Origin of the sequence: Pseudoxanthomonas sp. 3HH-4, from assembly GCF_006716465.1 — a bacterium.
Classification (GTDB): domain Bacteria; phylum Pseudomonadota; class Gammaproteobacteria; order Xanthomonadales; family Xanthomonadaceae; genus Pseudoxanthomonas_A.
In genome coordinates, this window is sequence record NZ_VFPB01000003.1 from 152,839 (window position 1) to 175,266 (window position 22,428).

The 22,428-nt window shown below is 66.9% G+C and carries 17 protein-coding genes; 11 read left to right on the plus strand and 6 right to left on the minus strand.

The window, feature by feature from the left end; all coding sequences use genetic code 11:
- Positions 1-17: 17 nt before the first annotated feature.
- The 5 genes from FB548_RS10675 to FB548_RS10695 all read left to right on the plus strand — a co-directional run bounded on the left by FB548_RS10675 (position 18) and on the right by FB548_RS10695 (position 5,041).
- The gene (locus tag FB548_RS10675; RefSeq protein ID WP_142124765.1) at positions 18-980 is read left to right on the plus strand and encodes an aldo/keto reductase; all 963 of its coding nucleotides are present in this window, start codon (positions 18-20) and stop codon (positions 978-980) included.
- A gap of 4 nt (positions 981-984) precedes the next feature.
- Entirely contained in the window at positions 985-2,292 is a 1,308-nt protein-coding gene (locus FB548_RS10680; RefSeq protein ID WP_142124766.1) for an MFS transporter, read from the plus strand.
- Positions 2,293-2,376: 84 nt separating this feature from the next.
- Positions 2,377-3,261 (plus strand): carbon-nitrogen hydrolase, encoded by an 885-nt coding sequence (locus FB548_RS10685; RefSeq protein WP_142124767.1) that lies wholly within the window; start codon positions 2,377-2,379, stop codon positions 3,259-3,261.
- 9 nt (positions 3,262-3,270) lie between these two features.
- Positions 3,271-3,801, plus strand: coding sequence for a GNAT family N-acetyltransferase (locus FB548_RS10690; protein ID WP_142124768.1), 531 nt, complete (start codon positions 3,271-3,273; stop codon positions 3,799-3,801).
- A gap of 4 nt (positions 3,802-3,805) precedes the next feature.
- Complete coding sequence (locus tag FB548_RS10695) at positions 3,806-5,041, plus strand: TraB/GumN family protein (RefSeq protein WP_142124769.1); 1,236 nt, start codon at positions 3,806-3,808, stop codon at positions 5,039-5,041.
- Between the two features lie 57 nt (positions 5,042-5,098).
- Here the strand turns inward: FB548_RS10695 and FB548_RS10700 are convergent, their stop codons facing one another.
- Genes FB548_RS10700 through FB548_RS10710 form a run of 3 tightly spaced genes read right to left on the minus strand, consistent with a single transcriptional unit; the run spans position 5,099 to position 12,854 of the window.
- Positions 5,099-8,209, minus strand: a complete 3,111-nt coding sequence (locus FB548_RS10700) for an efflux RND transporter permease subunit (protein WP_142124770.1) — start codon at positions 8,207-8,209, stop codon at positions 5,099-5,101.
- Positions 8,206-11,715, minus strand: coding sequence for an efflux RND transporter permease subunit (locus FB548_RS10705; RefSeq protein WP_142124771.1), 3,510 nt, complete (start codon positions 11,713-11,715; stop codon positions 8,206-8,208). The genes FB548_RS10700 and FB548_RS10705 overlap by 4 nt, the downstream gene beginning before the upstream one ends.
- Entirely contained in the window at positions 11,712-12,854 is a 1,143-nt protein-coding gene (locus FB548_RS10710; protein ID WP_142124772.1) for an efflux RND transporter periplasmic adaptor subunit, read from the minus strand. Before FB548_RS10710 ends, FB548_RS10705 begins: the two co-directional genes overlap by 4 nt.
- Positions 12,855-13,224: 370 nt before the next feature.
- Here FB548_RS10710 and FB548_RS10715 point away from each other — a divergent pair, with 370 nt between their 5' ends.
- Together FB548_RS10715 and FB548_RS10720 are read left to right on the plus strand one after the other, a co-directional pair.
- Positions 13,225-13,623, plus strand: coding sequence for a c-type cytochrome (locus FB548_RS10715; RefSeq protein WP_142125050.1), 399 nt, complete (start codon positions 13,225-13,227; stop codon positions 13,621-13,623).
- A 6-nt stretch (positions 13,624-13,629) separates the two neighbouring features.
- Positions 13,630-14,088, plus strand: a complete 459-nt coding sequence (locus FB548_RS10720) for a cytochrome c (RefSeq protein ID WP_142124773.1) — start codon at positions 13,630-13,632, stop codon at positions 14,086-14,088.
- A 158-nt stretch (positions 14,089-14,246) separates the two neighbouring features.
- Here the strand turns inward: FB548_RS10720 and FB548_RS10725 are convergent, their stop codons facing one another.
- Positions 14,247-15,902 carry a hypothetical protein gene (locus tag FB548_RS10725; protein WP_142124774.1) on the minus strand — a complete coding sequence of 552 codons (1,656 nt, stop codon included), beginning with the start codon at positions 15,900-15,902 and terminating at the stop codon, positions 14,247-14,249.
- A 15-nt stretch (positions 15,903-15,917) separates the two neighbouring features.
- On the minus strand, positions 15,918-16,514 hold the full coding sequence (locus tag FB548_RS10730) for an NfuA family Fe-S biogenesis protein (RefSeq protein ID WP_142124775.1): 597 nt from the start codon (positions 16,512-16,514) through the stop codon (positions 15,918-15,920).
- Positions 16,515-16,606: 92 nt separating this feature from the next.
- Between FB548_RS10730 and FB548_RS10735 the strand changes: the two genes are divergently transcribed.
- The 3 genes from FB548_RS10735 to FB548_RS18990 all read left to right on the plus strand — a co-directional run bounded on the left by FB548_RS10735 (position 16,607) and on the right by FB548_RS18990 (position 17,780).
- Positions 16,607-16,954, plus strand: coding sequence for a 4a-hydroxytetrahydrobiopterin dehydratase (locus FB548_RS10735; protein ID WP_142124776.1), 348 nt, complete (start codon positions 16,607-16,609; stop codon positions 16,952-16,954).
- Entirely contained in the window at positions 16,954-17,367 is a 414-nt protein-coding gene (locus FB548_RS10740) for an energy transducer TonB (protein ID WP_142124777.1), read from the plus strand. Before FB548_RS10735 ends, FB548_RS10740 begins: the two co-directional genes overlap by 1 nt.
- Positions 17,368-17,609: 242 nt before the next feature.
- Positions 17,610-17,780: a DUF1761 domain-containing protein gene (locus tag FB548_RS18990; protein WP_255470524.1), complete on the plus strand. Its 171-nt coding sequence runs from the start codon at positions 17,610-17,612 to the stop codon at positions 17,778-17,780.
- 9 nt (positions 17,781-17,789) lie between these two features.
- On the opposite strand, the gene FB548_RS10750 is transcribed toward FB548_RS18990, so the two are convergent.
- Entirely contained in the window at positions 17,790-18,788 is a 999-nt protein-coding gene (locus tag FB548_RS10750; RefSeq protein WP_142124779.1) for an RluA family pseudouridine synthase, read from the minus strand.
- A gap of 382 nt (positions 18,789-19,170) precedes the next feature.
- Here FB548_RS10750 and FB548_RS10755 point away from each other — a divergent pair, with 382 nt between their 5' ends.
- A complete protein-coding gene (locus FB548_RS10755; RefSeq protein ID WP_142124780.1) occupies positions 19,171-22,335 on the plus strand; it encodes an Rne/Rng family ribonuclease in 3,165 nt (1,054 codons plus the stop codon).
- Positions 22,336-22,428 lie beyond the last annotated feature (93 nt).

Here is a 22,428-nt window from a genome sequence, read left to right on the forward strand (position 1 = left end):
TTATCTAGGAGACGGCCGTGTATTCACGACGCAAGTTCCTGACGACCACTGCGCTGGCCACGGCCGGCCTTGGCCTGGCCGCCTGCAGAGACGCGGCGCAGGCGGGCGGGGTTGGCTTGGCGCCCGTTGCTCCAGCGCTCGAAGCCGTTTCCGGTACGTTGAACACCCGCCTCATCCCGTCGACCGGCGAGCGGGTTCCCGTCATCGGCATGGGCACGTCCGGCAGTTTCGAAGTCGGCCAGAGCGCGGCCGAACTCGATCCATTGCGTGAAGTGCTGAAGCGGTTCTTTGCCGCAGGCGCCACGCTCATCGATACGGCACCCACCTACAGCGTCGCCGAAGATGTCATGGGTGCGCTGCTCGCCGAACAAGCCCTTACCGGCAAGGCGTGGCTGGCCACCAAACTGTCCGGCGTGACCGGGCGCGAGGCCGGCATGGCCCAGTTCGAAGACACGCTGCGCAGGCTGAAGACCGACAAGGTGGCGCTGCTGCAGGTTCACAACCTGGGCGACCTGAAGACCCAGATGGCCGTGGCACGCGAACTGAAGGCACAGGGCAAGGTGAAGTACGTCGGCGTGACGCATTACGTCGAACGGGCGCAGGAACAACTCGCCGACATCGTGCAGGCGGAGAAGCCCGACTTCCTACAGATCAACTATTCGGTCGTCAGCCGCGGTGCGGAGAAGCGCGTACTGCCGCTGGCACAGGACCTGGGCGTAGCGGTGCTGATCAACCGCGCATTCGAGGACGGCAAGCTGTTCGCACAGGTCAAGGACAAGCCATTGCCGCCCGCGTTGTCGGAAGCCGGCGCTTCGTCGTGGGCGCAGGCCTTCCTGAAATTCGCCCTCAGCCATTCTGCGGTCACCGCCGTCATCCCGGCCACGGGCAAGCCCGATCGCCAGAGCGACAACCTGAAAGCCGGCTCGGGTCCTGACCTGACGCCGGCACAACGCGACGCCCTGATTGCCGCGGTGGTCTGAGCCGATGCCATCGCCCCCTCCGTCAAGCGTGGCCGGCTGGCTCGGCCGCCTGTTCAATGTCCGTCAACACGAAGCGCCGGTGGTCGGCGCCGGACTGGCGATGTTCTTCCTGCTGTTCGCGGGCTATTTCATGCTCCGCCCGATCCGCGAAACGATGGGCGTCACTGGCGGCGTTGACAATCTGCAGTGGCTGTTCACCGGCACCTTCGCCGCCACCCTGATCGTGCTGCCGCTGTACGGCTGGATCGCGTCGAAGGTCCCTCGCCGACGCATCGTGCCATGGGTGTTCGGCATGGTGGTAGCCAGCCTGCTCGGCTACGGTGCGGCGATGCTGGCACGTCCGGATGATGTCTGGCTGGCACGCACGTTCTACATCTGGGTGTCGGTCATCAACCTGCTGATGATCTCGCTGGCCTGGAGTGTGCTGGCCGACGTGATGGAAAGCCACGAGGCCAAGCGCCTGTTCGCGTTGGTCGCCGCGGGCGCCAGCCTGGGCGGCCTGGCAGGTCCGCTGCTGACCACGCTGCTGGTCAAGCCGTTGGGGCACGGCGGCCTGATGGTGTTTTCGGCTTTGCTGATCGGCGCCAGCGCCGCTACGGCGACCTGGCTGCATCACTGGCGCGACCGCCATCCGCTGCCTGCGGGTGCGAGCTCGACCGAACAACGGCAACGGCCGCTGGGAGGAAATCCCTTCGCGGGCGCGACAGCGGTGTTCCGTTCGCCCTACCTGCTGGGCATCGCCTTCTTCGTGCTGCTACTGGCGACGGTGACGACCTTCCTGTATTTCGAACAGGCCAAGCTGGTCGCCGAACGCTTCACAGACAAGGAGGAGCAGACGCAGGTCTTCGGCCTCATCGACACTGTCGTGCAGGCGTTGGCCATCCTCAGCCAGTTGTTCATCACCGGCCGCATTGCGCAGAAGCTGGGCGTCGGCGTGCTGCTGGTTGCGGTGCCCGTGGTGGTCTCCGCCGGTTTCCTGTGGCTTGCGCTGGCCCCGGTGTTCGCCGTCTTCGTGGTGGTGATGGTGGTGCGGCGCGCGGGCGAGTACGCCTTCGTGCGCCCGGGGCGCGAGATGCTCTATACCGTGGTGCCCGCAGAACAGAAGTACAAGGCGAAGAACTTCATCGACACGGTGGTCTACCGCGGCGGCGATGCGCTCAGCGGCTGGGTCAAGCGGGCGCTGGACGTGCTGGCGGAGCATCCCGCGGCAGCGATGTTCATCGGCACCGGCGTGGCAGCAGTGTGGGCGATTACAGGCATGACGCTGGGCAGACGACAGAGGCGGATGGAGGCGACGCACAACGCCTCCTGAGCCCGCGCGTTCACTCCCCGGACGCCTGCCGCCACGGTGGACGCGGTACCATGCGCCCCTCCCCTGTCCGTCCCTGCCCGCACGATGAGCCGCACCACCCTGCCCGTTGCCCTTATCCAGGAAAAGAACCACGGCGATGCCGATGCCAACCTGTCGGTGATCGAGGCGCGCGTGGCCGAGGCCGCCAAGCGTGGGGCCCGTCTGGTGCTGTTGCAGGAACTGCACAACGGTGCCTACTTCTGCCAGCACGAATCCGTGCATGAATTCGACTTGGCCGAGCCGATCCCTGGCCCCAGCACCGAGCGCCTGGGCAAGCTGGCGAACCAGCACGGCTTGGTGCTGGTGTCTTCACTTTTCGAGCGCCGCGCCGCCGGGCTGTACCACAACACCGCCGTGGTCTACGAGAAGGATGGCAGCATCGCGGGAAAGTACCGCAAGATGCACATCCCCGACGATCCGGGCTTCTACGAGAAGTTCTACTTCACGCCGGGCGACATGGGGTTCACCCCCATCGATACCTCCGTCGGCCGTCTCGGCGTGCTGGTGTGCTGGGACCAGTGGTACCCCGAAGCCGCTCGCCTGATGGCGCTCGCCGGTGCCGACCTGCTGCTGTATCCCACCGCGATCGGCTGGGACCCGGACGACGAACAAGCCGAAAAGAACCGCCAGCGCGATGCCTGGATACTGAGCCACCGCGGCCACGCCGTCGCCAACGGCCTGCCGGTGCTGAGTTGCAACCGCGTCGGCCACGAGCCTTCGCCGCTCGGCGCATCGGGCATCCAGTTCTGGGGCAACAGCCACGTGCTGGGTCCGCAGGGCGAGTTCATCGCCGAAGCCGGCACCGAGGAAACCATCCTGATGGCGGACATCAACCTGCAGCGCAGCGAGCATGTCCGTCGCATCTGGCCGTTCCTGCGCGACCGCCGCATCGACGCGTACGGCGACCTGCTCAAGCGCTACATCGACTGAGGCCCGGGCGTGCCGCTGATCGTCCGTGATGCCACGCCGGCCGATGTGCCGGCCATCGCCTCCCTCTACGCGGATGAAGTCCGCGACCACGTCAACACCTACGAGTACGACGTGCCGGACGAGGCCGAAATGGCGCGCCGCATGCAGGCAGTACTCGACGCCGGCTACCCGTACCTGGTGGCCGACCTGGAAGGAGAGTTCGTCGGTTACGCCTACGCCAGCAGCTATCGCGCCCGCGCGGGCTACCGCAAGACCGTGGAGAACTCGGTCTACGTGGTCTCCGGCCGGCAGGGCCAGGGCATCGGCGCGACGCTGATGCAGGCGCTGATCGACGCCTGCGAGACGCGCGGCTATCGCCAGATGATCGCCGTGATCGGCGAACCCACCAATACCGCCTCCATCCGCCTGCACGAGAAGTTCGGGTTCACCCTGGTCGGCATCTTCCGCGGCATCGCCTGGAAGCACGACCGCTGGCTGGACACCGTGCAGATGCAGCGCACCCTCGGTGCCGGCACCACTGCGCCCCCGCAAGACGAATGACACGATGACCGAATCCAACACCCCTCCCGCCGATCCGTTGCACGGACAACCCCACGAGATCGTCGAGCGGGATGGCGTGCGCTACACCCTGCTCGGCACCGCCCACGTCTCGCGCGCCAGCGTCGATGCCGTGCGAGCGGCCGTGGCCAGTGGCGACTATGACAGCGTGGCGGTGGAACTGGATCCGGGTCGCCTGCAGTCACTGACCGATCCTGACACCCTTACGCGGCTCGACCTGGTGAAGGTGATACGCGAAGGCAAGACGCACCTGTTCGCCGCCAACCTCGCGCTGGCTGCCTATCAGCGGCGGCTGGCGGAACAACTCGGCGTCGAGCCAGGCGAAGAACTGAAGGCCGGCGCATTGGATGCACAGGCGCGCGGGCTGCCCGTCCACCTGATCGATCGCGAAGTGGGTCTGACCTTCAAGCGCGCGCTGCAATCGCTGGGCTGGTGGCAGCGCACCAAGGTGGGCGCCGGCATCCTCGCCAGCATGTTCGGGGACGAAGAAGTCGGGGACGACGAAATCGAGAAGCTCAAGCAAGGCGACATGATGGAATCGAGCTTCGGTGAGTTCGCCGCCGAAAGCCCGCAGCTGTACCAGGCGATCATCGCCGAGCGCGACCAGTACATGGCGTCGGCACTGCGCCAGGTTGCCGCCGGCAAGCCGACCGGCGCCACATCGCCGTACCGCGTGCTCGCCGTGGTCGGTGCGGGGCACCTGCCCGGCCTGACCCGCCACCTGAAGGACGATACCGCCGATCCGGCCGAGCTTCGACGCGCGCTCGAACTCGTCAAGCCCAAGTCGCGCGTGCCGTGGATGGAACTGGTGATCGGCGTGTTCCTGGTGGGCGGATTCGCCTGGGGATTCTGGCAGGGCGGCGTGGACGTCGGCTCGGACCTGTTACTGCAGTGGATACTGGCCACCGGCGTGCTGGGCGCCATCGGATGCGCGATCGCGGGCGGGCATCCGCTCAGCATTCTCGCGGCCTTCATTTCATCGCCTCTCACGCCGCTGCATCCCGCACTTGCATCGGGTACCGTCAGCGCCTTCGTGGAAGCGACGTTGCGCAAGCCCACCTATGCCGACTTCATGGCGTTGCGCGACGATGTCCAGACAATGCGTGGCTGGTGGAAGAACCGAGTGGCGCGCGTGCTGCTGAACTTCTTCCTCACCAGCCTGGGCACCGCCATCGGCGTGTGGACAGGGGGACTGAGGATGCTCGGCAAACTTGTCGGCTGAGCTGTACCTGAGAAAGAACGAGCCGGGCAATGCCCGGCTCTTTGCTTTCCGTCTTCTTCACTCCACGTGCATGGCTGCCACGCTTGCCGCCGCAGGCGCATCGCCACGACGCTGCTTGGCCCGGCTGATCGCTCGCGAAGTGCCACTGCGCATGTCGTCCAGGATCGCGTAGATCGTCGGCAAGAACAGCAGGCTGACCACCGTCGAGAACGCCAGGCCACCGGCGATGGCGCGCGCCATCGGGGCGTAAGCCGGGCCGTCGCCCGCCATCTGAGTGTTCGCCATCGCGATGGGCACCATCGCCAGGATCGCCGTGCCCATCGTCATCAGGATGGGCCGCAGCCGCTCGCGACTGCCTTCCACCAGCGCGTCCGTGCGCGACATGCCGCGTCGCCGCAGGTTGTTGATGTGTTCGACCATCACGATGCCGTTGTTCACCACCACGCCCATCAGCACCAGGATGCCGATGAAGGACATGATGCCGAACGTGGTGCCCGTAAGCGCGAACAGCCAGAACACACCGAACACCGAGAACAGCACGCCGCTCATGATGGCGGCCGGGAACAGCAGCGATTCGAAGACCGCGGCCATGACGATGTAGATCATCACCAGCGCGATCAGCAGATTGAACATCATCTGCCCCATCGCCTCGTCGTCTTCCTGGAAGGCACTACCATCGAACGAATAGCTGTAGCCCGCGGGGAACGACATGCCCTCCAGCGCTTCTTCCATGGCCTTGCGCGCGTCCGGCACGGTGACCTTCTCGGCCAGGTTGGCCTGCACGGTCAACGTGGTCTGGCGGTTGGTGCGCTGGATCTGCGTGGCCGACGGCGTGATGCCCACGTCGACCAGGCTCAGCAGCGGCACCGTACGGCCATCCGGCGAACGCACCATGAAACCGGCCAGGTCTTCGGTGCCGTAGTCTTCGGCGCCTGCGAAACGCACCCACACCGGCACCTCGGTCTCGCCACGACGGAACTCGCGCAGCGGCGCACCACGCAGGGCCAGGCCCACGAAGCTCGCCACCTGCTGGGAGGTGAAACCAAAGGCGGCGGCGCGCTCGCGGTCGACGCGCACGTTCAACTCGCTGTTCTGGTCGCCCACGTCCACGCGCACGTCACGCAGTTCCTTGCGCTTGGCGAGGATCGGGATCAGGTCGTCTGCGATCTCCGCGAGGGTCTGGGTCGAATCACCAACCAGCTGGAACGACACGCTCTGGCCGGGTTGGCCACCGCCACCCTGATTGCCACCGTCGCCACCGATGCCGATGTTGGCGCGGGCCGACTTCGGCAGGTCCTTGCGCAACTGCTCGACGATCGGCTTGGTCTCGCTGGCCTTTTCGGTGTCGAACTTGACCTGGGTTCCACCCCAACCTTGCTCGCTGAAGTACGAATAGATCTGGCTGATCCGGTACTTCTTGCGGTTCGCGTCCAGGAACTGTTCGACCTTGAGGATCTCGGCCGACATCTGCTCCTTGGTGTAGGCGCCCTTCCACTGGTAGTACAGCTCCGCCTCGCCTCCGCCGTCGTTGCCGAACATGTCGAACTTGGTCATCTTCATGGGCACGAGGCTGACCACGATGATGAGCAGGATGCCCAGCACGCTCCAGCCGCGGTGTTCCAGCGTCCAGCGCAGGAAGCCCGCGTAGCGCTTCTGCATGCGCGGGATGATGCCGGTCTCACTCCGCACCTGCGGTGGTGTCTTCAACCGGGCCGAGATCATCGGGATCAGGCTGACCGCGACCAGCCACGAGGCCAGCAGCGAAACCGAGATGGTGATCGCGATCTGGCCCAGGTAGATGCTCAGGAAGTTGCGCTCGCCAAACAGGTTGGGCACGAACACGATGCAGTGGCACAGCGTGCCCGCCGACAGCGCGATCGCCACATGGCGGGTGCCGACAATCGACGCCCAGGTGGGGTTGCCCGGGTATTTCTCGCGTTCCTGGTAGATGCTCTCGACCACGACGACCGCGTTGTCGACCAGCATGCCGATGGCCAGCAGCAGGCCCATCATCGACAGGATGTTCAGCGTCACGCCGGCGAAGTACATGAAGCCCAGCGTCATCACGAAGCAGATCGGAATCGCCAGGGTCACCATCGACACCGACGGCCAGTGGCGCAGGAAGAACCACAGCACCACGATCGACAGCACCAGGCCGATCGCACCTGCTTCCGCCAGTTCCAGCAACGAGGAGGTGACGTTGTCGCCCTGGTTCTCGATGATCTTGACCTGGATGTCGTTCATCTCCGGCTGTGCGCGGATCGATTCGACCTCGGCCAGCGCCTTGCTGGACACATCGACCAGGTTGGCGTTGCGTTCCTTGAAGATGTCCAGGCCGACGGCGGGCTGGCCGTCCAGGCGGCGGCCGTAGTCCATCCGGGCCGGCTTCAGGCGGACGTCGGCGATGTCGCCAAGCCGCACGTTGCCCGAACCGACAATCAGGTCGCGCAGCTGCTGCAAGTCGGTCAGCTCGCCGACGGGCTGCACGCGCAGGCGCTGCGGGCCGTCGCTGATAACACCGGCGGAGATGGAGAAATTGACCGCCTGCAGCCGTGCCGTCAGATCGTTGAGGCTCAGGTTGTGTGCGGTCAGGCGATCCTGGTTGATCGCGATCTCCACTTCATTCGGCGGTGCGCCCGACACGTCCACGCGGGCCACACCCGGGATGCGTTCGATGCGGCGCTTGAACTCGCGTTCGATCATGTCGTACGCGCCGGTCAGGTCGGTCTTGCTGGCCAGGCGTACGCGCAGCACCGGCTGATCGGTGGTCGAGAACTTGAAGACGAAATAGCGCTGCAGATCGTCCGGCAACTCATCGCGGATCGCGTCCAGGCGTTCGCGCGCCTCGGACGCGGCGATGGCGACGTCGCGGTCCCAGTCCGAGAACTGGATGAAGATCTGCGCGCCGTCGGCCTTCGCGTTCGACTCCATCCGCTTGATGCCGGCCATCGTCGACAGCGCTTCCTCGGCCGGCCGCAGCACCGTGCGCTCCACTTCTTCCGGGGTCGAGCCGGTATACGGCAACGATACGAAGATGAAGGGGGGCGAGACCTCGGGGAAGGCTTCCAGTGGCAGCCGGATGGCCGCGATCAGGCCGATCACGAACAGCGAGATGAAGAACATCACCGCTGTCACGGGCCGCTTGATGCTGAACTCGGCGACGCTCATGCAGGTTCGCCCTCCCCGACCGGTGGCAGTGCCGCGCCCTTGCGAGCGCGGCGTCCGCGCTCTAGGTAGTACTCATCGGCGCGGCGGTCCAGCAGGTCGTAGACGACCGGGATCACCAGCAGTGTCAGCAGCGTCGAGATCAGCAGGCCGCCGATCACAGTGATCGCCATCGGCGAGCGCACTTCGGCACCCTCGCCCATCGCGATCGCCAGCGGCAGGAAGCCGAACAGCGTGCACAGCGTCGTCATGATGATCGGCCGCAGTCGCGAACGGGCACCCTCCACCAGCGCCTCGCGCTTGGCCACGCCGGCCTCGCGCAACTGGTTGACCTTGTCGATCAGGATGATGGCGTTCTTGGTCACCAGGCCCACCAGCAGGATCAGGCCGATGAACACCACCACCGAGACCGCCGAACCGGTCAGGAACAGCGCGCCCACGGCACCGACCAGCGCCAGCGGAATGGTGAACAGGATGACGAAGGGATGCAGCAGCGATTCGAACTGCGACGCCATCACCAGATACACCAGGAAGATCGCCAGACCGAACGCGAACATCAGCGAGTTGACCGATTCGGCCAGTTCTTCGCCCTGGCCACCGATGTGCATGCCGATGCCGGCGCCCAGCGGGTTCTCGGACACTAGCTTCTGCACTTCCTGCACTGCGCCGCCCAGGTCGATGTCGCGCAGGTTGGCCGAGACGATCGCCACGCGCACCTGGTCGGCGCGGTGGATCTCGCTGGGCCCCGTGGTGGCGACCACATCGGCCACGGCCGACAGCGTCACCGGCCGAGCGCTGCCCGGATTGACGATCAGCTGACGGATGCTTTCCAGCGAAGCGCGATCGGTTTCGCGGGCGCGCACCAGCACGTCGATCTTGCGGTCACGGAAGCTGTAGCGCGTGGCCACTTCGCCGCGCACCTTCTTGACCACCACGTCGGCGATCTGGCGCGTAGTCAGGCCCAGCGCACCGGCGCGTTCCTGGTCGAAGCGGATCTGGATTTCCGGGAAGCCCTGCTCCACCGTCGACTTGACGTCGGCATAGTGCGGATTGGCACGCAGCATCGCCGCCAGCTTCTGGCCTGCCTGTTCGATGCCGGCCAGGTCCTGGCCGCGCAGCTCGACTTCCAGCGGCGCCGAGAAGCTGAGCAGCTCCGGACGGCTGAAATCGACCTGGGCACCGGGATGGTCCTTCATGGACGCGCGCAAGGCCTCGGTTTCGCGGCTTTCAACGTCCTCGCTGCCGCCATTGGCCATGACCACGGTCAGCTTGCCGATGTTCTCGCCGCTCTCGGTGGGATTGGCATCAAGACGGGTACCACTGCCGCTCACGCCGTACAGAGCATGGATGCCCTCGTCCTTGGCGTGCTTGAGCTGCAGCTCGCGGACCAAAGCGTCGGTGCGCGCCAGCGGCGTGCCTGGCGGCAGCTTGACCGTCATCTCGAAGCGGTCCTGCGCCAGCTGCGGGATCAGGTCCGCACCCAGCAACGGTACCAGCAGCATCGCGCCGACGAACGCGGCGGCGGCGAAGCCCAGCACCAGCCAGGGACGGCGCAGCGACGCGGGCAGCAGGCGCATGTAGCCGGCTTCGGCACGGTTGTACGGCGCCATCGCCAGGTCGCTGAACTTGCGCATGACCGGGCCGACCACGGCGGCCAGCCCACGCCAGGCGCGGACCACCAGCCATGCGATGCCGAAGAAGAAGCCGCGGATCGCAGCGCCCACTCCACGACCGGTGGCCGCCAGCGGCTTCTGCCAGCGCGAATCGGGACGCCACTGCGGATGCGCCGGTTCGTCAGGGAATGCCAGCGGGGGGCGCCCCTTCAACGAACTCAGCATCGGGATCAGCGTCATCGACACCACCAGCGAAATGCCGATGGCGATCGCCACCGTCAATGCCTGGTCGCGGAACAGCTGGCCGGCGATGCCCTGCACGAACACCAGCGGCAGGAACACGGCGATCGTGGTCAGCGTGGACGCAACCACCGCCATGCTGACTTCACGGGTGCCGACCATCGCCGCCTCGAGGATGCCCAGGCCACGTTCGCGCGCCTTGGCGATGCTCTCCAGCACCACGATCGAGTCGTCGACCACCAGGCCCGTCGCCAACGCCAGGCCGCCCAGCGACATCACGTTGAGGCTCAGGTCCAGCTCGCCCATGAAGAAGAACGTGGTGATGATCGAGACCGGCAGCGACAGGCTGATGACGAACGTGCTCCAGCCATCGCGCAGGAACAGGAAGATGATCAGGATCGCCAGCACGCCGCCGATCATGGCGTCCTTCTGCACGTCCCAGATGGCGTGTTCGATGAACAGCGACTGGTCGTCGATGACGGTCAGTTCGACATCCGGTGGGGTCTGGTTTTTGATCTGCTCGAGCTTGGCCTTCAGCGCCTGCGCCGTCGCCACCGTATTGGCGTCGCCTTCCTTGTAGATCGCCAGTTCGACGGCTTCGCGGCCGCCCAGGCGGATGATCGCCTCGCGTTCCTTGAAGCCCTGGCGCACGTCGGCGACATCCTTCAGGCGGACCGGCATGCCGCCGGCGACCGTCGAACTGCCGCCAGACGATGCATTCTGCACGGAGGCGGCCGCCGCCATCGCTTCGGCCGAGCCGGTCGAAGCCGCGATGGCGGCCATCTGCGCCGCCGCCGATGCCGCGGCGTTGTCGCCACCACTCTGGGTGGTGACCAGCATCTCGCGGATTTCGTTGACCGTGGCGAACTGGTTGACGGTGCGCACCAGGTAGCGCTGCGAACCTTCTTCCAGCCGACCGCCGGAGATGTTGATGTTCTCCTGCTGCAGGCGCTGGATGACGGTGTCGATCGGCAGGTTCAGCTGGGCGAGTTTCTGCTGGTCGATGTCGACCTGGATCTCGTCCTCGAGACCGCCGCCGACCTTGACCGCCGCCACGCCGTCTACGGGCTCAAGCTTCTTCTTCAGGTCGTCATCCGCGTAACGGCGCAGCTCGGTCAGCAGCCGCACGGCGTCCGCATCGTTCTTCGGCTCCTGCTTGTTGCCCAGGGCCAGGCGCAATATCGGCTCGGTCGACGGATTGAAGCGCAGCAGCACCGGTGCTTTCGCCTCCAGCGGCAGCTGCAGTACTTCCATCTTGTCGCGGACTTCCAGGCTGGCCTGGTCCATGTCCGTGCCCCAGGCGAACTCCAGCACCACGTCGCTCTGGCCAGTACGCGACACGGACTTCAGTTTGCGCAGGTTCTTCACCACGCCGACGGCCTCTTCCACCGGCTCGCTGATGAGGGTTTCGATTTCGGAAGGCGCGGCGCCGGTGTACTCGGTGCGCACGGTCAGCGTGGGATAGCTCAGGTCGGGCAGCAGGTTGACCTTCAGCGAGAACAGCGCGATCACGCCGAACAGGAACATCGTGATCCAGAACATCGCCACGGTGACGCGGCGGCGGGTGGAGAACTCGACCAGTCCTCCTCCCATGCTGTCGTCGCCGCCGGTGTCGCGGGGTTCGTGCTCCCCGGGAACGTGGCCGGGCGCGCTCATTGCTTGTTTCCGGCAGTCTTGGCGTCCTCGGCCTTGGCCGCCACCTTGGCGGGCTCGGCGCCGATCACCTGCACCGCGCTGCCTTCACGCAACGCCACCTTGCCGGCGGTCACCACCTGGTCACCAGGCTTCAAGCCTTCGCGCACTTCGATCCACTCGCCGTCCACGTAGCCGACCTTGACCGGCACGCGTACCGCCTTGCCGTCGCGCACCGCGAACACGGCCGGGTCGCCGTCGTCGAGCAGGGAGACGCGCGGCACCACCAACGCATCGGCACGCTGGTCGTAGTCGATCCTGATGCGGCCGAACATGCCGGGCTGCAGCACGCCGTCGCTGCCGAAGGAGCAGACCACGCGGAACGTACCGCTGCCGGAATCGACGACCGGCGAAATGCGATCCACCGCGCCCTGGAACACCTTGCCCGGCATCGCATCGACGGCCAGCGCCACCGGCAGGCCCGCCTTCAACTTGGAGAGCTCGCGCTCGGAGACGTTCAAGGTGGCTTCCAGGCGCGATTCGTCGACGATGCGGATGATCGGCGTGTTGATCTGCACGAAGTTGCCGGTCTTGATGGAACGCGAAGCCACCACGCCGGAAATCGGCGCGGTCACGGTGGTGTAGGACAGCTCGAGCGCGGCCATGCGGTACATGGCGCGGGCGTTGTCCAGGTCGTACTTGATCTGGTCGACGTCGTTGGCGCTGATCATCTGCTGGCCCACCAGCTGCTGCGCTCGGCGGTAGTTGTTCTCCAGCTTGCGCATCTGCGCTTCGGCCTGGGCCACCTGCAGCCGCAGGCGGTCCGGGTCCAGCCGGACCAGCGCCTGGCCGGCGCGGACCACCTGTCCCTCCTCCACCATCACCGCCAGTGCCACACCGGAGGTCTTGGCGACCACCTGCGACTCGCCCAGCGCTTCAAGGGCCGCCGTGCCGCTGTAGCTGGCGGCCACCGGGCGACGGCTGGCCTTGACCACCTCGACGGGGACGGCATCGGGCTCTTTGGGTGCCTCGCCATTCTTGGCCTGGGCCTCGGGCGTGGGGCCGCCCCCCTTGCAGGCGGACAGGACCAGCAGGCTGCAGAGAACAGGTACCAGCGCCAGGCGCAGGTAGGAATGACCGGAATCGGGGCGGGGTCGGGACATGGGGCGGTACCGTGGTGGTGGTGTTGTGGTGGTGTTGTATCAAGGTATATCACCCCTGAACGACTTCCATGCGCCGAAGGTCATGGTGACTTGCGTCCGGGCCTGTGTCCGGAGAACGACACTCGCCTCTGCAGGAAGCGGCGTGCGGAAGCGCACATGCGCTTCCGCCAAGGTTGCTGGCCGCATGCACCCTCTCTGGCCAACGTGGGAACGTCGGCATCGGCGGCAACCATTCGGCGGCACGCGACTTTAAGCCATCCGCGCGGACGCACCGCGCCTGTGCGCGACATTCGGTCGCAGGCTATACTTGCGTTCAGCCAAGCGCTGCGGTGGTACGTGGCGCGCGCAACCTGAGAGTTTCCCGAGAATGATGCGACTGCTGCCGCTCGCCGCTTGCCTTGCCTTGGCCGCCCTCCCGCTGGCCGCCCTGACCGCCCAACAGGACATCCCGGCCACACCGGCCCCGGTCGAAGCCGCGGTGCCTGTCGCCGCTCCCGCTGCCGCGCCCGCACCGCTGGTCGGCAATGCCGACACCGGCCGCACACTCACTTATACCTGCCAGGGTTGCCACGGCATCGTGGGTTACAAGAACGCCTACCCCAACTTCCACGTGCCCCGCATCGGCGGCCAGTCGGCCGACTATCTGGCCAATGCGCTGACCGAGTACCGCAACGGCAACCGCAAGCACCCCACGATGCAGGCCCAGTCGCAGAGTTTCTCCGACCAGGACATCGCCGACATCGCCGCTTTCCTTTCCACCGTCAAGTAAGCCCACATGCCCAACGCCAAGCACGCCCAGCGTCTAGCCATCGCCCTGTTCGCTGCCCTCGCCCTGGTGGCATGCTCGAAGGTGGAAACGACGGAAACCGCCGCCGAGAATCCCGGCCACGCCAGTGGCGAGCACGGTTCCAGTTCCTCCGCCGGCCTGCCCAAGGGCCACATCGCCAAGGGCGAAGAACTGGCCAAGGCCAAGGGCCAGGCCACCGGCCAGAGCTGCGTGGACTGCCATGGTGCCGAAGGCAACGCGCCGATCGACGACACGTATCCCAAGCTGGGTGGCCAGTACGCCGACTATCTGGGGCACGCGCTGCAGGCTTACCGCAGCGGTGATCGCCAGCACGCCCTGATGACCCCGCAGGCCGCCAGCCTCAGCGACCAGGACATTTCCGACCTCGCCGCCTATTTCGGTTCGCGGCCCTTGCAACTCCGCGACCTGCACGGCGTGCACGAGTAAGCCTTCGCTCCCTCGTCGGGAATGCAGAAACGGAGCCGCAAGGCTCCGTTTTCTTTGGGGACAAGAAAACGATCAGGTGCGGGAGCGACGCGAGTCGCGATAGCAGGTCGCGACGCCTCTTCGCGATTTGTGTCGCCCCCACCCGATCATCCGCACCATCAACTGTCGGTCGGGATCGGGGTGCGCTTGACCGGAATCTCCGGCGGCGGGCGCGCTTTCGGTGGATCGGGGAACAGACTGCCAAGGCCGCAACCGCCGCCCAGCTGCAGCACCGACACCGTGCACTTGAGCTTCATGTTCGTGCCGGGGATCGAGATCTCCATTTCGCGCACATTGCGACGCACCCATTCCGCAAGCAGGGACTCGTTCGGCACCCAGTACTTGTCGAACGTGGTCGGTTCGTAGTCGTAGGGGGGACGCTGCAACCATGTGCCCGCCTCTGCCAGTTGCTCACGCGTCCACTGGTCGTTTTCGCCGCCGGGCGCACCGCGCTGAGCGGTGGCATCGCCCGCGCCGCCCGGCACCCGCAGGCTGCCGTCGGCGTTGTAGAGGCCTGGCGCGTCGCGGCCATCCGCCGCACTGTCGCCTGCTGCATTGCGGGTCGAGTTTCCCCAGTCGTCGGCGCGTGCAGGCGTGTTCCATCCGCCGGATTTCGTCGCGGCCGCCGGGCCGGGCGTGGTGGATGCGCGGGAGGGCGTGCCGCGAGACGTTGCAGGCGAAGCAGACGGGTTCGGCGCCGTTGTCCTCGCCGGTGTCGATGCGGTCGTCGCGGCGCCCGTCGTGGCAGGAACCGGTGCGGCGGTGGCGGTGGCAGGTCTCGGCGCCGGCTCGCGGATCTCGGCTTGCCGCATGCTGCGTTCCCGCGTGGCGATGGGAACAGGAGCCACCTCGCGCGCAGGCACCGGCACGCTGCGCACCTGGGGTGCCGGCGCCATCACCTCGCGCTCGCGCACCTGCACGTCACGCGTCGCCACGGCAGGCAGGTCCACGCTGCGCACAGGCGCTGCCCGGCGCACGACCGGCGCAGCGAGCGGTGTCGGGATCTCGCGCACCGGTACGCCTGGCTCGCGCAGGGCCGGCAGGGTGACATCGGGTTGCCGGGGTGTCGGCGGTGGCAGCACGAACGCGCGGGTGGGTTCCGGCACCTCGGTGACCTGCAAGGGCTGGTGCGCAAGTTCGGGCTGTGGAACATCGCGGGACTGGATCTGCGGCATCTCCACCGCAACGTCGGGCAGCACCGCGTCGGACGGTGGCGGCGAAGCCTCGGACGGCGCGGGCCGTGTTGGGGTCGCCGTGGTCGCCGCCTGCACTGCGGGGTCCGCCTGCGCCGCTTGCTGCGAACCCGGTTCGACCGCCTGCGTCTCGCCTCCCGCTTCCTCTGGGCTGCCGTCGCCGATGATCTCCAGCCGAACGCGGCTGGTGTCGCCGGCTTGCTGCGGCGGTGGCGGAATCTGGACCAGTGCCACCCACATCAGGAACAGGAAGAACAGCAGGTGCACGGCACTGCTGGTGACGCCTGCGAACCAGCGCATCCAGCGCTCTTCGCGTGGTGGCGGTCCCCACCCTTGGTAGAACAGCGAGCGGAATGCGCGCCATCTACCCAACGAAGTGGGCACGGCATCGGGTGGCCGAGGTGTGCGGGCCACCAGCAGCGCGACGACCGCATCGGCCTTCTCGCGCGTGATCCGGCCCAGCTTCTCAGGCAGCGCGCGCAACCACAAACCCCAGCCGAACGGCAGGCCGGTGTGGCGTTCAACGATGGGGGCTGCCTTGCGCGACAGCAGCTGCGCGATGACGTCGGTGGCGTTCGTCACCGGCGCTTGGCTCCGTCAGGCGGCGTTGCCGCGTGGGATGTACGGCGCTTCGCCGGTCCCGTGATCGGTCGCGTCGCGCACCGCGGTCACGCCGGGCACACGGGCCATCAGCGTTTTCTCGATGCCCTGCTTGAGGGTGACATCGGCCATGCCGCACCCGTGGCAGCCACCGCCGAAGCGCAGCCAGACCACGCCATCGCCGCCCACTTCCTCCACCGCCACACGCCCCTTGTGGGACGCCAGCTGCGGGTTGATCTCGTTGTCCACCACCCAGCGCACGCGTTCGACCACCGAAGCGGAATCGCCGGGCGCCTCGCCCTTGATGCGCGGCGCCTTGATGGTGAGCTGCGTGCTTGCACCCTTCATCACGTAATCGATCTCGGCGCCATCCAGCCAGTGCACGCTGCCGGCGTCGACGTAGAGCGTGAAACCGTCGCAGTCGACGGCCCATTCATCGCCGGCCAGGTCGCGCGGCTCGGAGAACTCCAGCCGTGCGTCGGCCTGCGCCGTGCCGGGATGAACCGCACTCAGGCGCACGCCAAGGCCGGGCAGCGCCTCGCGTTCGATCAGCTTGCGGAAGTGCGCCTGCGCGCTGTCGGAAATCTGGATCATGCGGGTATTCTAGCCCCCTGCCCGACAGGCATTCACATTCACCGGCCCGTCGTCGGTCTTTGTTCATACTGGCCGCAACGCAGGAGAATCCCATGTCCGACCTTGTCCCTCTCGCCCGCGCGCACTGCGTGCCGTTGCGCGGCAGCGAGCACCGCCTGCCCCCTGCCCGCGTCGCCGAACTGCTGCCCCAGGTGCCGGGCTGGGAGCTGGTGGAAGAAGGCCATGCCCTGTCGCGGACGTTCCCGTTCGACAACTATTACGAAACCATGGCGTTCGTGAATGCGCTCGCCTTCATCGCGCACGCCGAGGACCATCACCCCGACCTGGGCGTGCATTACAACCGCGCCGTCGTGCGCTACTCCACGCATGATGTCGGCGGCCTGAGCGAGAACGACTTCATCTGCGCGGCCAAGGCCAGCGCCCTGTTGGGAGAGTCCTGATGAACCTGCGCAACGCCCGCCTCTGCTTCCTGGTTCCGCTCACCGCGCTCGTGCTGGCGGCATGCGCGAAACAGGAAGAAGCGCCCATGCCCACCATTCCGCCCACCGAACTTGCGGCGACCGACACGCCGCCCCCGGCGTATCCGCCCGAAGCCGAATGCAACAGCGAGGGCGGCACCACCGTGCTGCGCGTGACCATCGAGAAGGATGGCGTGCCATCGCGCGTTTCGCAGGCACAGGGCAGCGGCAACGCCGCCCTCGACAAGGCGGCGCTCGAAGCCGTGCAGACCTGGAAGTTCCGCGCCGCCACGCGCAACGGAAAGCCGGTCAGCCACACCATCACCGTGCCGGTGACGTTTCCGCCCGTGCTGGAAAAGCCGACCCGCTGCTTCGCCCAGGGCACCTCGGGCTGACGCAGGCCGTTGGGTCGTGACGATGGAAGGGATCAATGGCTGGGCGGTGCTGGCGGCAGCGGCCTGCAGCTTCCTGCCGGGCGGCATCTGGTATGGACCGCTGTTCGGCAAGACGTGGAATAAGGCGGCGGGCATGGACCCGCAGAAACAGGGGCATCCGGCGAAGATCTTTGGCGGCGCGTTCGTGTTTTCCCTGCTCGCAGCCGGCGTGTTCGCATCCTTAGATCGGACCGCAGCCGGCGCTGACAACCGCACTCTGCCGGGGCGCGCTGGTCGGCTTCTGCTTCGTGGCGGCGAGCTTCGGCATCAACTATCTGTTCGCGCAGCGTGGTGCGCGACTCTGGTTGATCGACGCCGGCTACCACACGCTGCAGTTCACCCTGTTCGGCCTCGTCCTCGGCCTCTGGCACTGACGCGGTCGGTCAGCCAAGCCGTTCCAGTGCCTCGGCAAGATCGTCGGACAACGGGGCACTGAGCACATACGGCGTCCTGCCGCCGTCCAGCGCGAACTGCAACGACGCGGCATGCAGGAACAGGCGCTTCAGGCCGGCCTGCTCGCGCAGGCGCTTGTTGACGGCCGGGTCACCGTACTTGTCGTCGCCCGCCACCGGATGACCGATGTGCTGCGCGTGCACGCGGATCTGATGGGTGCGGCCGGTCTCGATGCGTACTTCGCAGAACGAATGCCCTCCCCGCCTCTCCAGCACGCGGAAGTGGCTCAACGACGCCTTGCCGTCGCGATGCACCTGCACGTGCCGCTCACCACCCTGGCGCAGGCCGATGTGCAGCGGCGCGTCCACGCTCATCACACCATCGGGCATGCGGCCGACCAGCAGCGTCAGGTAGCGCTTCTCGATGGCACGGGTACCGTCCTCGCTGTCCTCGCGCAGCAATGCTTGCAGTTCGGACAGGGCCGACCGTTTCTTGGCCATCACCAGCAGGCCGGAGGTATCGCGGTCCAGTCGGTGCACCAGTTCCAGCGCCTGGTTCGGCCGCAGCGCGCGCATCGTCTCGATGGCACCGTGGCTGATGCCGCTGCCGCCGTGGCTGGCCACGCCCGTGGGTTTATTGATGACCAGCAGCCGCTCGTCCTCGAAGACGATGGCGGCTTCCATCCGCTTCAGGAAGCCAGCCGGCGGCGCGGCCTTTTCTCCAGCGTCACTGAGACTGACGGGTGGAATGCGGACCTCGTCCCCGCCCTCCAGCTTGCGCTCGGCCTTGGCCCGACCTCCGTTCACCCGCACCTGTCCACTGCGCACCAGCTTGTAGACCAGGCTGCGGGGCGCACCCTTCAGCTGGCCGAGCAGGAAGTTGTCCAGCCGCTGCCCACCGCGGTCCTCCGGCACCGTGACCGTCCGCACGGCGCTTTTGGCACCCGCAGCCGGCTTGTCGGAAGGGGGGGTGGGGTTGGAAGCATTCATTCTGTTACACTCGGCGGGCGAGATAAGGGTTTGATTTCGCAGGGAGTTGCAGTTGGGCCAGAAGCCCGTCTCCCCGCGATTCCGGCAAGTGCGCGGCCACCGCCCCAGGGGCGGCCATGTTAGCGGCTGATCGGCAGGCCCGGATACCGCCGGGTACGTGACGGTACCTGTGGCTGAACATGTCCCGCGCGGCGCCACCTCACCAGGGAAGCTGCCGCCGGTCCCGCAACACCTATTAGAAGAAGCGCTCCCGCGGCCTGCCGTGGTGTCGTAGCGCTGGAAACCCGATCTGCCCCGCTGCGCCTGCGCAAGGGGTGGTGCAACGTTCCAGAAGCGAAACTCCATGGCGTTCCGCGCGGTAGCAGCGCGCGAGGAACGCACAATGAAACGCATGTTGATCAACGCCACGCAGGCCGAAGAGCTGCGCGTGGCCATCGTCGACGGTCAGACCCTGTACGACATCGATATCGAACAGCCGTCGAAGGAACAGAAGAAGTCCAATATCTACAAGGGCCGCATCACCCGGCTCGAGCCCTCCCTGGAAGCCGCCTTCGTCGATTACGGCGCTGACCGCCACGGCTTCCTGCCGCTGAAGGAAATCTCCCGCGATTACTTCCAGGCCGGCGTCGACCACAACAAGGCCGGCATCCGCGAGCTGCTGAAGGAAGGCCAGGAAGTCGTCGTCCAGGTGGACAAGGACGAACGCGGCAACAAGGGCGCCGCCCTGACCACGTTCATCTCGCTGGCCGGCCGCTACATGGTGCTGATGCCCAACTCGCCCACCGCCGGTGGCGTGTCGCGCCGCATCGAAGGCGACGACCGCGCCGAGCTGAAGAAGGCGATGGATGCGCTGGCCATTCCCGACGACATGGGCGTGATCATCCGCACCGCCGGCGTCGGCCGTGACGCCGAAGAGCTGCAGTGGGACCTGGATTACCTGCTGAGCGTGTGGAAGGCCATCGCCGAAGCGGCGCTGACCAAGCCGGCCCCGTTCCTGATCTACCAGGAAAGCCGCCTGATCGTGCGCGCCCTGCGCGACTACCTGCGCAGCGACGTGGGCGAGATCCTGGTCGACACCGACGAACTGTACGAAACCGCCCGCGAGTTCATGCAGCAGGTCATGCCGCACAACCTGCGCAAGCTGAAGGCGTACAAGGACGACATCCCGCTGTTCAACCGCTTCCAGATCGAATCGCAGATCGAAGGCGCCTACGAGCGCAACGTCCGCCTGCCCTCCGGCGGCTCCATCGTGGTCGACCAGACCGAAGCGCTGACCGCCATCGACGTCAACTCGGCGCGCGCCACCAAGGGCGGCGACATCGAGGAAACCGCGTTCCACACCAACATGGAAGCGGCTGAGGAAGTGGCCCGCCAGCTGCGCCTGCGCGACCTGGGCGGCCTGGTGGTGATCGACTTCATCGACATGTCGAGCAACAAGCACCAGCGCGAAGTCGAGAACAAGCTGCAGAACGCGCTCAAGTACGACCGCGCCCGCGTGCAGATCGGCCGCATCTCGCGTTTCGGCCTGCTTGAAATGAGCCGCCAGCGCCTGCGTCCGTCGCTGGGCGAGTCCAGCCAGATCGTCTGCCCGCGCTGCGAAGGCCATGGCCGGATGCGCAGCGTCGAGTCGCTGTCGCTGTCGATCATCCGCGTGGCCGAAGAGCATGCGATGAAGGACAACACCGGACAGGTGCTGATCCAGGCCCCGCTCGAGATCGCCAACTTCCTGCTCAACGAGAAGCGCAGCGCGCTGCGCGAGATCGAACAGCGCCACGACGCACCCGTCATCATCGTCGCCGACGAAGCGCTGCACACCCCGCACTATGAAGTCACCCGCATCCGCGAGAACGAGCTCGGCGAAGAAAGCAGCAAGCCCAGCTACCACCGCGGCACCCAGCGCAAGCTGCCGGTGCATGCGCTGACCAAGGCCCAGCTCAACATCCCGGCCGCACCGGCGGTCACGCACGTGAAGCACGCGCAGCCGGCCCCGGTACGCGAAGAGCGCGAAGCCCCGGTGGCGGCCCCCGCACCGGCTCCGGTCGCCACGCCTGTCGCAGTGGCGGCGCCCACCAGCGGCGGCGTGATCGGCTGGTTCAAGCGCCTGCTCGGCGGCAGCGAGGCCACCACGCCCGCACCGCAGGCACGTCCGCAGCAGGACAACCGCCAACGCAATGACCGCAACAACGGCCGTCGTGAAAACCGCGACGCCCGTGGCCAGCAGAACCAGGGTCGTGGCGGCAAGCAGGACGGTGGCCGCCGCGACGAACGCGGCAACAAGGGCCAGAACGCGCAGAACGGCAATGCCCAGCAGCAGAAGCCGCGCAATGAACAGCAGGCCCAGAAGCCGCAGAAAGCGCAGGGCGGCCAGCTGAATGCCCAGGGCAACGCTCCACAGCCAAAGGCGCCCCGGCAGGCGCAGCCCGGCAAGCAGGAAGGCCAGCGCCAGTCGAACGCGCCGCGCACGCCCCAGCAGGAGACGGCCAAGTCTGCTGCCCCGGGTGTTGATGATGCCGTGATCGCAACGGCGGCCGTGGCTGCCGTGGTTGAAACCACCCGCGTGGCAGCTGTCGTCGAGCCCGCTCTGGTCTCGCCGATCGACGCACCGGCCCTGGACACCGACGTGACGGATAGCCTGGCAACCCCGGCCAACCCGGACGCCGCTGCGGATGCTGGTGATGGTGGCGAAGGTGGCAGCCGCCGCCGTCGCGGCCGTCGTGGCGGTCGCCGCCGCCGCCGTGGCAATGGCGAAGGCGCCGCCGCCGGCGAAGAAGGCCTGTCGGTCGACGACCTCGGCAGCGATGACGAAGCCCCGGTGGCCGACCGTTCGCAGCCCGAGTTCGATTTCGATGACGAAGAGCCGACCGTCGCCGCTCCCCGTCAGCCGAAGCCCCAGACCATCGATGCGCCGGTACGTGAGCGCACCGCGCCGGCTGCCATCGCGCCGGTCGCGGCCGTGGCTGTCATGGCAGACGTCCCGGCGGCCGAAGTGCCCCAGGCGTCGACGCCTGTCCACGTGCCCGCCCCCGTCGTGGTCGAGGCCGCGCTGGCGGCCGATGTCATCGAGGACGTGAAGGCCCAGGCCGTACTCGCCCAGCCCGAGGTGACGGCCACGGTGCAGGAAGAAGCACCGGCAGCCGTCGCCATCGTCGAGACGGTGAAGGCCGAGATCGCCGCCGAACCCGTGCGGAAGATCGAAGCGCCTGTCGCGGTGGCGGACGTCGTCGAGGCGGTTCCCGCCGCCGAAGCTCCCGTGACCGACTTGCGCAGCGAGCCCGTGCAGATCGACCTGGTCGACGCGGTGAACGAAGCCGCCAGCGAACCTGTCGCGCCCGTCGAGGTGGCCGTGGCCGCCCCCGCACCGCAGCAAGCCCCGAAGCCGGCCAGCGTGCCGGCAACCGGTTCGCTGTTCTTCGTCGCCGACGCCGACACGCCACCATCGGTGACGCGCAGCCTGTTCGAGCCGGTGGTGACGCCGGTCAAACCGGCGGACGATATCGCCCACGACGACAAGCAGGACGACGAAACTTCGGAAGAACGCAGCGTTTGACACGCTTCGCGCTCCCGAAGAAGTGAAAGCACACTGGCCGCGCGAGCGGCCAGTGTCGTTTCAGCTCCCCTATCGCGCGGGTTGGCAAGTGTG

Excerpts from the sequence above, each read along its gene's own strand:
- FB548_RS10680 (WP_142124766.1), top strand. The coding sequence starts at position 985 with ATGCCATCGCCCCCTCCGTCAAGCGTGGCCGGCTGGCTCGGCCGCCTG.
- FB548_RS10685 (WP_142124767.1), top strand. The coding sequence starts at position 2,377 with ATGAGCCGCACCACCCTGCCCGTTGCCCTTATCCAGGAAAAGAACCAC.
- FB548_RS10695 (WP_142124769.1), top strand. The coding sequence starts at position 3,806 with ATGACCGAATCCAACACCCCTCCCGCCGATCCGTTGCACGGACAACCC.
- FB548_RS10700 (WP_142124770.1), bottom strand. The coding sequence starts at position 8,209 with ATGAGCGTCGCCGAGTTCAGCATCAAGCGGCCCGTGACAGCGGTGATG.
- FB548_RS10705 (WP_142124771.1), bottom strand. The coding sequence starts at position 11,715 with ATGAGCGCGCCCGGCCACGTTCCCGGGGAGCACGAACCCCGCGACACC.
- FB548_RS10710 (WP_142124772.1), bottom strand. The coding sequence starts at position 12,854 with ATGTCCCGACCCCGCCCCGATTCCGGTCATTCCTACCTGCGCCTGGCG.
- FB548_RS10715 (WP_142125050.1), top strand. The coding sequence starts at position 13,225 with ATGCGACTGCTGCCGCTCGCCGCTTGCCTTGCCTTGGCCGCCCTCCCG.
- FB548_RS10720 (WP_142124773.1), top strand. The coding sequence starts at position 13,630 with ATGCCCAACGCCAAGCACGCCCAGCGTCTAGCCATCGCCCTGTTCGCT.
- FB548_RS10730 (WP_142124775.1), bottom strand. The coding sequence starts at position 16,514 with ATGATCCAGATTTCCGACAGCGCGCAGGCGCACTTCCGCAAGCTGATC.
- FB548_RS10735 (WP_142124776.1), top strand. The coding sequence starts at position 16,607 with ATGTCCGACCTTGTCCCTCTCGCCCGCGCGCACTGCGTGCCGTTGCGC.
- FB548_RS10740 (WP_142124777.1), top strand. The coding sequence starts at position 16,954 with ATGAACCTGCGCAACGCCCGCCTCTGCTTCCTGGTTCCGCTCACCGCG.
- FB548_RS10750 (WP_142124779.1), bottom strand. The coding sequence starts at position 18,788 with ATGAATGCTTCCAACCCCACCCCCCCTTCCGACAAGCCGGCTGCGGGT.
- FB548_RS10755 (WP_142124780.1), top strand. The coding sequence starts at position 19,171 with ATGAAACGCATGTTGATCAACGCCACGCAGGCCGAAGAGCTGCGCGTG.